Here is a 13,108-nt window from a genome sequence, read left to right as displayed (position 1 = left end):
GAAGCAGACATGACCGAGAAGTGGCTCATCGCCCCCGGCGAGGAACGCGTCATCGACATCGAATCCGTCACCCGCCTCAAGGTGGGCCTCGTCGGCGGACAGGTCGACATCATCGCCCACGACGAACCGGGCATCCGCATCGAGGTGCACGGCGTCACCACCAAAGACCTGCGCGTCGAGGCGCACGACGGCGAGGTCGAGATCGACCACCCGCAGCTGGGTTGGGACAACTTCCTCGAGGTGTTCCGCAACTTCGGCTCCGGCGGCCCCCGCGCCGAGGTGAGCGTGGCGGTCCCCCGCGCGATCGCCCTGAACCTCGGCGTCGTCAGCGCCGGCGCGCTGGTCTCCGGACTCCGCAACGACGCCAGGCTCAACACCGTGTCCGGCGACATCATCGTCGACACCCTGATCGGCGACCTCACGGTCAACTCCGTCTCCGGCGACGTGCAGGTGCGCGGCCTCACCGGCTCGATCACCGCGAACAGCGTCTCAGGCGACGTGGCCGTCACAGGCACCGTGCGCCGTGCGACCGTCGACATCGTGTCCGGCTCCACGCTGGTCGATGCCGCGGGCGACGTGAACACCATCAACGTCAACTCGGTCTCCGGCGGCACCACCGTGCGCCTCGACGAGTCACTGGCCGCGAACTACGTCATCCGTTCCCTGAGCGGACGCCTGCTGATCGACGGCGTCGAGCGCAGCACCTCGGGCCCCAGCAACTACACCGGCACGACCGGAGAGCTCGCCGGACGCTTCGTCGACCTGCGCGCCAACTCCGTCTCGGGCGGGGTCACCGTGCTCCGTCGCACCCCGGCATCGATCACGGAAGACGAGGAGTGGGAAGCATGAGCCCCGCCGTCTTCTCCCACGGCGACCTGCGCCTGTACCTGCTCTCGCTCCTCGCCGAGGCGCCGCAGCACGGGTACGGCATCATCCAGTCGCTCACCGATCGCACCGGCGGCACCTACACGCCCAGCGCCGGCACCATCTACCCGCGGCTCGCGAAGCTCGAGGAGGAGGGCCTGGTCACCAAGACCGTCGACGGTCGCACCACGATCTACTCCATCACCGATGCCGGCAGGGCAGAGCTCGCCGCTCGCGAGGGCGACCTCGCCGGCATCGAGGCCGGGCTCACCGACTCGGTGCGCCTGATCGCGAGCGAGGTGCGACAGAGCGTGCAAGACGCGATGAAGAGTCTGCGCGCCGACCTGGCGGCGGCAGAGAAGGGCGAGCGCGCGGCGGCGAAGAACCGGCCTCGTACGGCGACCGACGATTCCCGTCTCGTCAGCCGCGAGGAGATGCACCGTGCCGACGCCGTGATCAACGCCTTCCGAGCCAGGGTGCGCACCGACCTGCGCACCCATATCGCCAAGGGCGGCACGCTGTCGCCGTCGGTCGTGACCGAGCTCGAGACGGCACTGGACACTGCGGCACGCGGCGTGACGGTCGCCCTGAGCGCTTCCCGGTCGTGAGCGGGTCGACCCGCGCCGCAGCATCTCCGCGGCCGGAAGAGACCCCGCCCCGGACAGAGCCTTCCTCTCCGATGACGCAGCCGTCGCTCGGCGCCGCGCCGGTCTTGCACCCCGCACCGTCGGCACGACGTCACGGCATCGTCATCCACAGGGGGTGACATACACAGAAGAGGCCCCGCAGGCGATACGCCTGCGGGGCCTCTTCTGTGTTCGGAACCGCCCGCTACTGCTCGGGCCAGATCTCCTTCTGCTCGTCCGGCACCGACTCGCCGAGCGGCACGACCAGGATCGAACGATGCTGTCGGTGCGCAAGACGTGCGGCGACCGATCCGGTGAAGAACTCCCTGATCGACTCGCCGATGCCGCGCTTGCGCGTGCCGACGACGATCAGCTGGGCGTCGAGCTTGTTGGCGAGCTGCTTGATGGCCAGGGCCGGGTCACCGACCAGCTGCCGAGCCGTCCAGGTGATGTCGGTTCCCGCCAGAAGCCGGGCGGCCGTGGCCTCGACCGCCTCGAACTCCGCGGCACCGGCGTCGAAGTTGATGTCGATCGGAGCCGAATGGACGTAGCCGTCCGGGTCCTCGTACGTCACGAAGCGCGTGACGTCGACGTGCGCGACGACCAGCGGCGCGCTCAGCAATCGCGCGTAGCGGACAGCCTCGTCGATCACGTGCCGATCCTGGTCGACCTGCATGCCGACGATGACGGCTTTCTGCAGCGCCGCGTTCTGTGCGGCCTCGTCGGAGGGAGTAGAGGTGTTGTCGGTCATGGAGATCGTTCCCTTCACCTGCCTGGCGTCGGCCAGAGGGTCTTACCCGCGTGCTATTCTGAATGCTACTCTTACCGGCTTTAGACCGGTGTCGTGAAAAATGCCGCGGGCCTTCAAACCCGCCGCTTAACTCGTGAGGGGGTCTCGCGCATGGGCCGTGGCCGTCAGAAGGCGAAACACACCAAGATCGCCCGCGAACTCAAGGCGTACAGTCCGTCGGTGAACTACTCCGCTCTCGAGCGCGAGTTGGCTCACCCGACCGACGAAGACGCATATGTCGACAAGTGGGCCGATGACTATGCCGACGAAGACGAGGACGAACTAGAGAAGGCCTGACCGCCCCTCTGTTCGTCACACCCGCACGTGGTGCGGGTGTTTCGTCGTGGCCTGGTGCCGAGGAGACAATCTCGGCACCAGTGCTTCATTCGTCGTGCGCGGGGTTCGGCAGCTGAGAGGATCTCCTCATGGCACGCGTCGTCTCCCTCTATCGCCACCCGATCAAGGGGCTCACTCCCGAGCACCGCGACTCCCTGACCGTGCACCCCGACGGCAGAGTCGCCGGCGACCGCGTGCTGGCGTTCCGATTCGCGGATGCCGCTGAGCCGGAGCACCGCGACGGCGTCGATCACTGGCCCAAGGCCAAGGGACTCGCCCTGCAGGACTTCCCCGGTCTCGCCGCGCTGCACACCCGCTATGACGACGAGACGCGGCGCATCCGCATCGAGCACGCCGGCGCGACTCTCGTGGAGGCCGACCTCGACGCACAGGGACGGCGCGATCTCGCGGATGCTCTCTCCGAATTCGTCCTCGCAACCCCGGAGGGGCGCCGCCTTCGTCGGCCAGGCCGGCTCCCGCTGGTGCTCGTCGGCGACGGGCAGACGCCTCGCTTCCACGACCGCGCGCGCGGCTACGTCTCGGTGCATGGCCGAGGCAGCGTCCGCGCACTGGGAGAAGCGCTCGGGATGGGCATCGACGACCGGCGCTTCCGCTCGAACATCGTGATCGACGACGCCGCTGCGTGGCAGGAGCTCGCGTGGACCGGCGAGGTGTGCATCGGCGATCTCACCTTCCAGACCGCCGGTCCCATCGTGCGCTGCCTCGCGACCCATGCGAATCCCGACACCGGCGTGCGCGACGCGAAGGTGCTCACCACTCTCACGGGAGCGCTCGCGCAGCAGGAACCGACCCTCGGACGCCTGCTGCTGCCCGGCTGGACGCCATCGGATGACGGCTCGACCCCCGGCGGCGGAGTGATCCACGTCGGTGACGAGGTCCGCGCGCACCTGGCGTGATCCTCGAGTGCCTCGACGAGGTATGTCAGCGCTCCCTTTCAGCGTCACGAGTGCGGCTGTGTTGTGATCATCCCGGGGTTGTGAGCGCAAACATTTTCTGATTTGATGTGCATGTGATCGACGGCGCCTCGGCGTCACTCCCCCGCCCAGGGCGATCCGCAGGAACATGACCTCAAAGAGGAGAACAGCATGGCAATCACCCCTCGCTTCACCCGCACTGCCGCGATCGTCGCGGTCGGCGCGGTGTCGGCCTTCGGCCTCGCCGCCTGCTCATCCGGCGATTCCGGTGACAGCGGCGCCAGCGGCGAACCCATCACGATCGAGTACCTGCACCGTCTCCCCGACGGCGAGGGCATGACGCCGGCGTCCGAGATCGTCGACCGCTGGAACGCCGAGCACCCCGACATCCAGGTGAAGGCGACGAAGTTCGACGGCAAGTCGAGCGACATGATCCTCAAGCTCGAGACCGACGTGAAAGCCGGCAACGGGCCCTGCCTCGCACAGACCGGCTACTCGGAGGTGCCGCAGCTGTTCGTGAAGGGACTGCTGCAGGACGTCGCCGATGAGGCCAAGAAGTACGAGGACAACTTCTCCGCTGGAGCCTTCAGCGGCATGAAGGTCGGTGACGCCATCGTGGGCCTCCCGCAGGACACCGGCCCCCTCGTCTACTTCTACAACGAAGCCGAGTTCCAGGCGCTGGGCCTCGACGCACCGAAGACGCTCGACGACCTGACGGCTGACTCCGCCACGGCCGCAGCCGCCGGCAAGTACGTCACGGCCTTCACGCCCGACGAGGCGCAGAACTGGCTCTCCGCCCAGTCGGCCGCGGCGGGCGACACCTGGTTCACCACCGCCGGCGACGAGTGGAAGGTCGACGCCGAGGGAGCAGGCTCCGAGCGCGTCGCCGCGTTCTGGCAAGGCGTCCTCGACGGCAAGCAGACCCTCGCGACCGAGCGGTGGGGCGAGGGCTTCACCGCCGCGCTCAACGACGGCAGTCTCATCGGCCACGTCGGGGCCGCGTGGGAAGCCGGGTTCCTCCTCGACTCGCTCGACGGCACGCCGGCCGAGGGGCAGTGGCGCGTCGCCCAGCTCCCCGACTTCGGTGCAGGCGCCATGAGCGGCCCCGACGGGGGCTCCGGCGTCTCGGTGATGAAGGGGTGCGAGCACCCCGCCGAGGCCATGGAGTTCAACGACTGGTTCAACACGCAGGTCGACGACCTCGCGTCGCAGGGCCTCGTCGTCGCCGCCAAGGGCGAGGTGGAGACCCCCGAGAAGATGCTGCGTCAGTTCGGCGGCCAGGATGTGCTCGCCGAGCTCGCCACCGCGACCGGAGATCTGAACCCCGACTTCCCGTATGCACCGGGCTTCTCGACGCTGTCGAAGATGAACGAGACCGCCGCGGCAGCCGTCGCCGGCACCGCATCGGTCGCCGACATCTTCACCACGGCTCAGGACACCGCGGTGTCCTCGCTCAAGGACCTCGGCCTCCCGGTCGCGGAGTGAGTCGACGAGAAGGCATCATCGGATGATCGACGGCGGAGTGCACGCGCAATCGTGCACTCCGCCGTCGTCTTGACATCGAGAGGCGACACCATGGTCACAGTGACCGAAACGCGAGGTGCGGCACCGGCGCCGACAGCGCGCATACCCGCGGGCCCCACCCGCCGGCGCCGGTTCGGGACCCGACGCGAAGGCCTCACGGGATGGCTGTTCATGACGCCGTTCGCCGTGCTGTTCGTGCTGGTCTTCCTGGTGCCGATCATCGTCTCGATCCGCTCGTCGTTCTTCGCGCAGGTGCCGGCAGGGGATGGACTCTACGGCGGCGGCGAGCTCGTCGACACGTTCGTCGGGCTCGAGAACTTCGTCACCGCCGCGACCAACGGAGCCTTCTGGACCGGCATGGGGCGCGTGGTCCTCTACGCGGCCCTGCAGATCCCCGTGATGATCGTCGTCGCCCTCGGACTCGCGCTGCTGCTGGACTCGTTCATCGTGCGTCGCCCGACGCTGTTCCGCCTCTCCTTCTTCCTCCCGTACGCGGTTCCCGGCATCATCGCGGCGATGATGTGGCTCTATCTGTACACACCGGAGGTGTCGCCCTTCCTGCCGTTCCTCCCCGAAGGCACCGACTTCATGGCCCCGGGCACGATCCTGTTCTCGATGGCGAATATGACGACCTGGACGTACACGGGCTACAACATGCTCATCTTCCTGTCGGCGCTGCAGGCCGTTCCGCGCGATCTGTATGAAGCAGCCCGCCTCGACGGCGCCTCCGGCTTCCAGATCTCGATGCGCATCAAGGTGCCGCTGGTGCGGGGAGCCGCACTCCTGGCGGTGCTGCTGTCGATCATCGGCACCATCCAGCTGTTCAACGAGCCGGTGGTGCTGCAAGCCGCGAACTCGTGGATGGGCAAGGACTTCACCCCCATGATGCTCACCTACAACACGATGATGGGCGAGATCTCACCGTCCGGCAGCGGTCCGGCATCGGCCTACTCGCTGCTCATGGCTCTGATCGCGGGTGTGCTCGCGATCGTGTACGCGCTGCTGCAGCGCCGGAAGGGCGACGCATGACCACCACGCGCCTCATCACCACCGAGGCATCGACACGTCGACGCCCTCGCCGTCCGCGCGATGTGGATGCTCCGCCGCCCTCGATCGCGCCCACCCCGCTCGCGCGCGCGTTCGGCATCATCGCGCTCGTCATCGCCACGCTGTACTTCCTGGTGCCGGTGTACTGGCTCATCGTCGCCTCGACGAAGAACAACACCGACCTCACCTCGACCTTCGGCTTCTGGTTCGCCGGCTGGAACCTCGACACCAACTACGACAGCCTGATGAGCTGGACGCAGGGACTGTTCTGGCGCTGGGTCGGCAACTCGATGCTGTACTCCGTGAGCGCAGGCGTCATCGGCACCCTGTTCGCCGTGATGGCCGGCTACGCGATCGCGAAGTTCGCGTTCCCCGGCAAGCGCATCGCCGTGGGCGTGATCATGGCGGGGCTGCTGCTCCCCGTGGCGCTGCTGACCGTCCCGCTGTACATCGAGTTCCAGGCCCTCGGACTGACCAACACCGTCTGGGCGATCATCATCCCCTCGGCGGTGTCGCCGTTCGGCGTCTTCCTCGGCATGGTCTACGCGCAATCATCGGTGCCGACCGAACTGCTCGAGGCCGCCCGCATCGACGGCGCCGGCGAGGCGCGCATCTTCTTCACGATCGTGATGCGCCTGCTGGGTCCGGCGATGGTGACGATCTTCCTGTTCATCTTCGTGGCCACGTGGAACAACTTCCTGCTGCCGCTCATGATGATCTCGAGTCAGGATCTGAAGCCCGTGACCCTCGGCCTCTACGGCATGGTGAGCTACTTCGCCCCCGACAAGGGCGCGGTCATGCTGGGCGCGCTGCTCGGAGTGATCCCGCTCGTGCTGCTGTTCTTCGCCCTGCAGAAGTACTGGCGCTCCGGCCTCGCCGCCGGCGCCGTGAAGGGCTGACCCTTCAACCGGAGTCCCCTGGCACCTCGACAACGCAATGACCGGAGGCCGCGCGCGCGAGCCTTCGGTCATGCGTGATCAACGGGCAACCGAACACGCTCGCGAGCGCGACATAGGCCGCGTCGTAGGCCGTCACGTTCTGGCGGAGCGCCAGAATGCGCGGGATGAGGGGCAGCGTGGGGTACAGCTCGACCTGCAGCCGCGAGAGGTCGACGGCGGCGGCCTCGAGCGCGTCATCGGTCAGCTCTCCTCCACGGTTCAAGCCGCGCAACGCGGATGCCACCTCGACGGGAAGCAGATCGGGAGCGAGCAGCACTTCATCGGCCAGTCGTCGGTGAAGTGAAGAGCTCGAACCGACGTTGCAGAGCGCGTCGACCACGACGGAGGCGTCGACGACGATCATCGGTCGTCTCGCCCCTCTCTGATCGCCGCGACGATCGCCTCCGGCGAGATGGCCGGTGCAGCAGGTCTCTCCCCGAGAGCGGCCAAGAGTTCAGGAACAGTGGGGCGGGACGCGATGAGCGCCAGCTCAGATGTCAGGTACTGCTGCAGCGACTGCCCCCGTGCTTCCGCGCGTGCCGCCAGGACCGAGTGGATCGTCGGATCGAGGTCACGGATCAGCACGTTGGGCATGCTTTCAGTATGCATGCGTTCCTCTCGTTCGGCTATGGGGACCATCTTGATTCCTCGCGTGTTCTCGCCGCACGGCACGGGGGTGGCGCACCGGAGAATCGGGAGAACCCGATACCGGGCCCTGTCGTGCAGGAAGCCGCGTCCGCGCGCGCAGCAGAACGGCCCGGAGGATTCCCCTCCGGGCCGTTCTGCATCAGCGGATCAGCTGTGGCGGCGCCTCCGCAGCCAGAGCCCCAGACCGAGACCCATCGCGAGCAGGGCCGCGAGAGCCGCACCAGCCCAGATCGCCCCCTCCGCGCCGGTGGTCGCCAGGTTGCCGCTTCCCGCCGCCGCAGTGACCGCGAGGTCGCCGCGCGCGAGCTCGACACCCTGCGCGTCGGTCGCGACGAGCGCGTGTGCACCGGCGGGTGTCGCCGCGGGGATCGTGACGGTCGCCACGGCCTCACCGCCGGCAGACATGGTCAGCTCCCCGATGCGCACCGGCTCGGAGTGCAGCCAGAGCTGCACCAGAGCGTCGGGCTCGAAGCCGCTCAGCTGCACGGTCAGGGTCGCCCCGGCCGCCACAGATCCGATGGAGGGGGTGACGGTCGCCTTCTTCCCCGGCTTCGCCTTCTCGACCTTCACCGAAGCGCTGGCCAGCTCCGCACCCGCCGCATCCTGCACGATCACTCGGTGCTTTCCGAGCTGCGTGTTCGCCGGGATCAGCAGACGCGTCGTCAACGCGCCCTTGGCGTCGACCGCGGCATCCGTCAGCTTCACATCGTCGAGCCAGACCGACACCGTCGTTCCCGGGCCGAAGCCCGTGAGCGCCATGCCCACCGTCTCCCCGGCACGCACCGCGTCGGCGTCGAGTCCGAGCTTCGGATCGATCACCGGGTTGCAGTCGCTCAGGTCGTCGTCGGGACGCGTCTCGGGTGCGTGACCGTCCTGAGGGGCAGACGAACCGTACACGGCCATCTCCGCGACGGCCGCGAACTGCGTCCCCGAGATCGACGAGGTGGCGGTCACCCGGATGTAGCGGGCCGTGGTCTCCGCGAAGTCCACGTCCTGCCACTCGGCGGCGTTCTTCCACTCTCCCGAGGCGACGGGGGTGTACGTCTGTCCGTCGGTCGACACCGCGACCTCGTAGCCCTTGATCGGACCGTTCTGGTTGGCACCGCGGCGCAGGTACGAGATGCCGTCGACCTGCTCGGCGGCGCCGAGGTCGAACGTCACCACGTGCGGGTACGACGTCGCCGCCGAACTCCACCGACTGTGCCAGAACGTGCCGGCGTTGCCGTCGAGCATGTTCGCGGCCGCACCGTCTTCACCCGACGTCTCCTCGGAGCTCGCCGTCACGGAGATCTGCGAGTTGGGGATGCGGGCTCGCGAGGACACCGACACCTCCTGGGTGGTGGAGACCGAGCGCACATCGCAGTCCGCGAGGTACGTCGCGGCGATCCCGATGCCGACGGTCGTTCCCGCGGCCGCGGCCGGTGCGGTGACCAGCCAGGTGGTCTCCACACTGTCGCCGGCCGCGACCTCGCCGAACAGGTTCGACGAGCCGTCGGCGACCTCGACCGCGTAGCCCTCCGGCACCTCGAGCTGCACGCCGATGTTCTCGACGGCGATGGACTCGCTGTTGGTGAAGGTGGTCGTGAACGCGGTCTGCGCACCGGGGCTCAGCACACCCGCTTCGCCGGACACCGTCGCGCAGGGAGTGCCGCCGGTCGTGGGGCCGAGGTCGGTGACCGTGAAGTCGTCCAGCACGAAGTCCACGTCCGGTCCCCCGACGCGCTCGAGTCCCACCCAGGTGTAGTCGCCGCATCCGACGATCACGTCCTGCGTGAACTCCGTCGTCTCCAGCGCCTGCGTGATCCCGGTGCGGCTGAGCGTGGTCGAGGTGACCGTGCCGCCAGCCACCGCGTCGGTTCCGGTCAGCCAGCGGTACGCACCGCTCGCTCCGACCTGGTAGTCGAACCCGATGCGGTAGGAGTGTCCCTCCTGCAGCGGAACGAGCGTCGGGTCGGTGCGGTAGACGACTCCGTTGTTCTCGGAGTGCGACATGAGCGAGTGATCGCCGTTGAGCGTCGTGTCCACCGCGAGCCCCGCGAGGGGGCCGGCATCGAACGGCTTGGCGGTGTTGCGCCAGTCGCTGCTCGCATACGGGTCGTGCCGGCGCGAGATGCTCGTGCGCGGGTCGTCGATGCCGTTGGCGTCGCCCTTCACGAACGGCCCCCAGCCGGCCTCGTTGCCCTCGAAGTCGTTCGAGTACACCGTGCCGGCCGCGAACGGCGCCGTGGTGTCGGCCGAGACGCGGGCATTGTCGATGCGGACCTTCGCGTCACCCGCGACGGCACCGATGGAGACGGTGACCTCACCGGATGCCGGAGCCAGGAACGACGTCGAGCCGCGCTGGTAGTACTGGCCCGCCTTGGAGTCGGCGCGCATGTAGTTGTACGTCGGCGAGAGGTTCCAGGTGCGCGTCACCGCGCCGGAGCCGGTGTCGACCGAGACGCTCACGTCACGGGTGGCGGTGGGGTCGATCTGCACCTGCGCGGAGAACGCGTACCGCTGCCCGGGAGTGAGTCCGGTCACCGTCTGCGAGATCGACGACGCGGATGCACCGAGAACGGCGATGTTGTCGCCCCTGGAGTCGTTCTTCGCGCTGCCCAGGTCGGTGCGCTCGATCGTCACATCCCCCTGCGGGTTCCAGACATCGAGCGAGCCGGAGTTGAACCCGGGGTCGTCGAGGCCGGCGTCGCGGTACTCGACGGCCGCACGCTGCGCGCCGCCCTGGGGCACCACCACGTAGGCCGTTCCCTTTTCTGCACTGAGCGTCAGCTCACCGCCTGCCGCGTTGACCGTGCCGATCTTGACGCGCCCCTGGTCGCCGAGCTCGAACACGTCGAAGGCGGTGTTGCCACGGAAGGCATCGGTGAGCCCGAACGTCTTGTCTCCCCCGGAGGCCGAGTAGAAGTACATCTTGTCGGCGTCGACGGGTGAGCCGGAGTCCTCGTTGGACTCCAGCGACTGCCACGGCAGCAGGTACGAGTCGCCGCGCAGCACCGTGGCACCGTCCATCGTGATGACCCTGGTGCTGCCGTCCATGCGCACCGCCACGTCGTCCGTCAGGGTCGCCTCGGCGCCCGCCTCGTAGGTGAGCAGGTCGAAGTGCTGCAGGAACTTGGTCGGCAGGCTCTGCTTCCAGATGTTGTCGACGAAGCCGTCCCAGTTGCGGTTTCCGACCCAGCCCTCGGCGTCGATCAGTCGCTGCTGGCCGAGCAGGGCGTCGTCGTTCCAGACGTCGGTCTGCCCGTTCTGGATGAAGCGCACCATGGTGGAGTTGATGCCCTTGTTGTCCTTGCCTCCGTAGGCCAGGTCGTTCGGCCAGTGCGACCAGACCGTGCTGTCGACGAACTTGTCGCCCCACTCGGTCGCGACCTCGAGGTCCATGCCGTTCAGCTCGTCCGCGAGCTCTTCGGCGACCCACCCGTTGGAGTAGTACACGTCGATGTAGACGCCGCTGAGGCCGGGGACCTCGTCGCGCAGCTGCTGGAAGCGGTCGAGCACCCGGCCGGTTCCGAGGTCGGTCTGCTGGTTGATGTAGTACGACTGGTCGAGCCAGTTCCAGCCCGGCTTGTACGGGGGCGTGCCGTCGAGGATCGCGGAGTCGAAGGCGTTCGCCTGCGGATAGATCTCGGTGGCGTTGACGTGCACGCTCATGTCGGCGTTGAGCTTCGCGCCCTCGTCGACGAGGTTGTTCAGGTCGGAGAGGCCGCCCGCGCGCTCGTTGTAGTTCCCGCCGTAGTCGGTGTTCGCCGAGTCGTGGCCTTCACTGCCGTAGCCCTTGTTGAGCACCCACTGGCCGAGACCGTCCGTCTGGTTCGCGATGCGCTTGGTGTTGTCGAGCACCAGGTCGAAGTAGTTCGTCGCGCTGGAGGCGAAGTTGAAGGGGATGCGGCTGACCACGCGCTCGGCGACCCGGTCGGCTCCGAGACGCGGGGTGTCGACCTCGCGGTAGCGGATCGCGGCATCCTGCCAGTCGACCCTCGCGTCGGCGTTGCGGTCGGCGGTGAGGAGGACGGTCACCTTGGGCAGGGCGTACGTCGTCACCCGACTGTCGACGGCGGTGGTCGGATGGATCAGCCAGGCGCTGGAGCCGATCTCGGCCGTGCGTCCTGCGGCCTCGGTCACACGGGTGGTCAGGCGGGTGTTCCACGATGCGGTGCCGCCGGAGGCCTGGGTGGTCGCGTTGGTGATCACGCTGCCCACGAGAGCCCCGTTGCCGAGGAATGCGAAGGCCGCACCCTTCTGCCCGGTCGCCGTCGATGCGTTCACCGCGATGTGCTCATCGGCGTTCTTCGTGCTGTCGGGGCTGATCACCGTGCGATCGAGCACCGACCCGGCATCCGCGGCACTCGCGGAGAGGAAGGCGTTGTCGGGAAGACCGAGCGTGGTCACGGTCGCCGTGCCCTCGACCGCGGTGACCTCGAACCCGACGGTGCCGTCCTTCGCGACGCGGATGCTGCTGCGCACGGTGACGTCGATGCCCGTCAGCGTCGACACGTAGTCGATTCCGGTGGCCGACGTCGTCGAGGTGGTCTGCGACGCGTAGGCGGTGCCGTTGACCGACCAGGTCTTCGCCGAGGAGCGCTGGCCGGCGATGCTCTCACTGCCCACTCGGTACCCGGTGATGCGGGGGAACTCCGTCGAGACGACAGCGGTCGTGCCGCCGTCGGCGATCTCGACCGTCTCATCGGTGTCGGGGATCTCGGGCTCGGTGACGATCGGCGGCAGCTGCTCGTCGGAGAGGACCTCGATCTCGCCGGCCCCACCGCCGTTGCCCGCCATGTCCTGCGCATCGATGATCAGCAGGGCGACATATCGACCGTCAACGGCGGTGTCCAGCGAGATGCGCTGCTTCTCGCTGTTCGCGGTCGGCGCGTGCAGAGTCGCCGTCGCGACCGAAGCTCCCCAACTGCCCTCCGCTGGGGACAGGGCTGCGGCCTGGGCGTCGTCGGTCACATAGACCTCGACGCTCTTCGCGTCGATGCGCTGGCCGACCTTGCCCGAGTAGTCGAGGGCCTTCACCGAAAGCGACCGTTGCAGATCCACGACGATCCAGTGCGGGAACGGGGCGTTGGCGGAGTACCGCGATGTCCACTGCGTCGCGAAATCTCCGTCGAACGCGCCCAGCGCCGTGCCGTCGAGGGACGGCGGAGCCGGATAGGGGTCCGACTCGCTCGACACCGCGTGCAGGCGGTAGTCGGCCTTGGGGACCGGGATCAGGTCGGCAGCCTGCGCGGCTGGCGCCTGAGTGAGCACGCTACCGAATGCGAGCGCCGTCGCCAGCAGGGAGCTGAGGGCGACGGCGGTGCGGGGCGGTCGGGAAGGTTTCGACACGTCTTGCCTCTCGGTCGGGGTGACGCCGGGAGCACAGACGCTCCGGTGCGTCGCAGATGATCATCGACA

Annotated in this window: 11 protein-coding genes; 7 read left to right on the top strand and 4 right to left on the bottom strand. The window is 68.1% G+C overall.

What is annotated here, in order from left to right; genetic code table 11:
* Nucleotides 1-9 precede the first annotated feature (9 nt).
* Together ACP699_RS13775 and ACP699_RS13770 are read left to right on the top strand one after the other, a co-directional pair.
* Nucleotides 10-849, top strand: coding sequence for a DUF4097 family beta strand repeat-containing protein (locus ACP699_RS13775; RefSeq protein ID WP_017831342.1), 840 nt, complete (start codon nucleotides 10-12; stop codon nucleotides 847-849).
* On the top strand, nucleotides 846-1,472 hold the full coding sequence (locus ACP699_RS13770) for a PadR family transcriptional regulator (RefSeq protein ID WP_127481701.1): 627 nt from the start codon (nucleotides 846-848) through the stop codon (nucleotides 1,470-1,472). Before ACP699_RS13775 ends, ACP699_RS13770 begins: the two co-directional genes overlap by 4 nt.
* 223 nt (nucleotides 1,473-1,695) lie before the next feature.
* Here ACP699_RS13770 and ACP699_RS13765 read toward each other — a convergent pair whose 3' ends face one another.
* The gene (locus tag ACP699_RS13765) at nucleotides 1,696-2,241 is read right to left on the bottom strand and encodes a universal stress protein (protein WP_055869427.1); all 546 of its coding nucleotides are present in this window, start codon (nucleotides 2,239-2,241) and stop codon (nucleotides 1,696-1,698) included.
* Between the two features lie 150 nt (nucleotides 2,242-2,391).
* Between ACP699_RS13765 and ACP699_RS13760 the strand changes: the two genes are divergently transcribed.
* The 5 genes from ACP699_RS13760 (at nucleotide 2,392) to ACP699_RS13740 (ending at nucleotide 7,021) form a co-directional block, all read left to right on the top strand.
* Nucleotides 2,392-2,577 carry a DUF3073 domain-containing protein gene (locus ACP699_RS13760; protein ID WP_017204296.1) on the top strand — a complete coding sequence of 62 codons (186 nt, stop codon included), beginning with the start codon at nucleotides 2,392-2,394 and terminating at the stop codon, nucleotides 2,575-2,577.
* A 128-nt stretch (nucleotides 2,578-2,705) separates the two neighbouring features.
* The gene (locus ACP699_RS13755) at nucleotides 2,706-3,533 is read left to right on the top strand and encodes an MOSC domain-containing protein (RefSeq protein ID WP_151486819.1); all 828 of its coding nucleotides are present in this window, start codon (nucleotides 2,706-2,708) and stop codon (nucleotides 3,531-3,533) included.
* A gap of 189 nt (nucleotides 3,534-3,722) precedes the next feature.
* Nucleotides 3,723-5,036 (top strand): ABC transporter substrate-binding protein, encoded by a 1,314-nt coding sequence (locus tag ACP699_RS13750; protein ID WP_055876561.1) that lies wholly within the window; start codon nucleotides 3,723-3,725, stop codon nucleotides 5,034-5,036.
* 90 nt (nucleotides 5,037-5,126) lie between these two features.
* On the top strand, nucleotides 5,127-6,104 hold the full coding sequence (locus ACP699_RS13745) for a carbohydrate ABC transporter permease (RefSeq protein WP_426171836.1): 978 nt from the start codon (nucleotides 5,127-5,129) through the stop codon (nucleotides 6,102-6,104).
* Nucleotides 6,101-7,021 carry a carbohydrate ABC transporter permease gene (locus ACP699_RS13740; RefSeq protein ID WP_055869419.1) on the top strand — a complete coding sequence of 307 codons (921 nt, stop codon included), beginning with the start codon at nucleotides 6,101-6,103 and terminating at the stop codon, nucleotides 7,019-7,021. The genes ACP699_RS13745 and ACP699_RS13740 overlap by 4 nt, the downstream gene beginning before the upstream one ends.
* 4 nt (nucleotides 7,022-7,025) lie before the next feature.
* On the opposite strand, the gene ACP699_RS13735 is transcribed toward ACP699_RS13740, so the two are convergent.
* The 3 genes from ACP699_RS13735 to ACP699_RS13725 form a co-directional block, all read right to left on the bottom strand.
* On the bottom strand, nucleotides 7,026-7,424 hold the full coding sequence (locus ACP699_RS13735) for a type II toxin-antitoxin system VapC family toxin (RefSeq protein ID WP_055869415.1): 399 nt from the start codon (nucleotides 7,422-7,424) through the stop codon (nucleotides 7,026-7,028).
* Complete coding sequence (locus ACP699_RS13730; RefSeq protein WP_055869413.1) at nucleotides 7,421-7,654, bottom strand: FitA-like ribbon-helix-helix domain-containing protein; 234 nt, start codon at nucleotides 7,652-7,654, stop codon at nucleotides 7,421-7,423. Before ACP699_RS13730 ends, ACP699_RS13735 begins: the two co-directional genes overlap by 4 nt.
* A 201-nt stretch (nucleotides 7,655-7,855) precedes the next feature.
* Entirely contained in the window at nucleotides 7,856-13,039 is a 5,184-nt protein-coding gene (locus ACP699_RS13725; RefSeq protein WP_426171833.1) for an endo-alpha-N-acetylgalactosaminidase family protein, read from the bottom strand.
* Between the last annotated feature and the right edge of the window lie 69 nt (nucleotides 13,040-13,108).

It is taken from the genome of Microbacterium sp. DWRC1-3, from assembly GCF_049896645.1.
GTDB classification, from domain to species: Bacteria; Actinomycetota; Actinomycetes; order Actinomycetales; family Microbacteriaceae; genus Microbacterium; species Microbacterium maritypicum.
The sequence above is the reverse complement of the archived record's forward strand: the minus strand, read 5'-3'. Positions and strand labels throughout refer to the sequence as shown.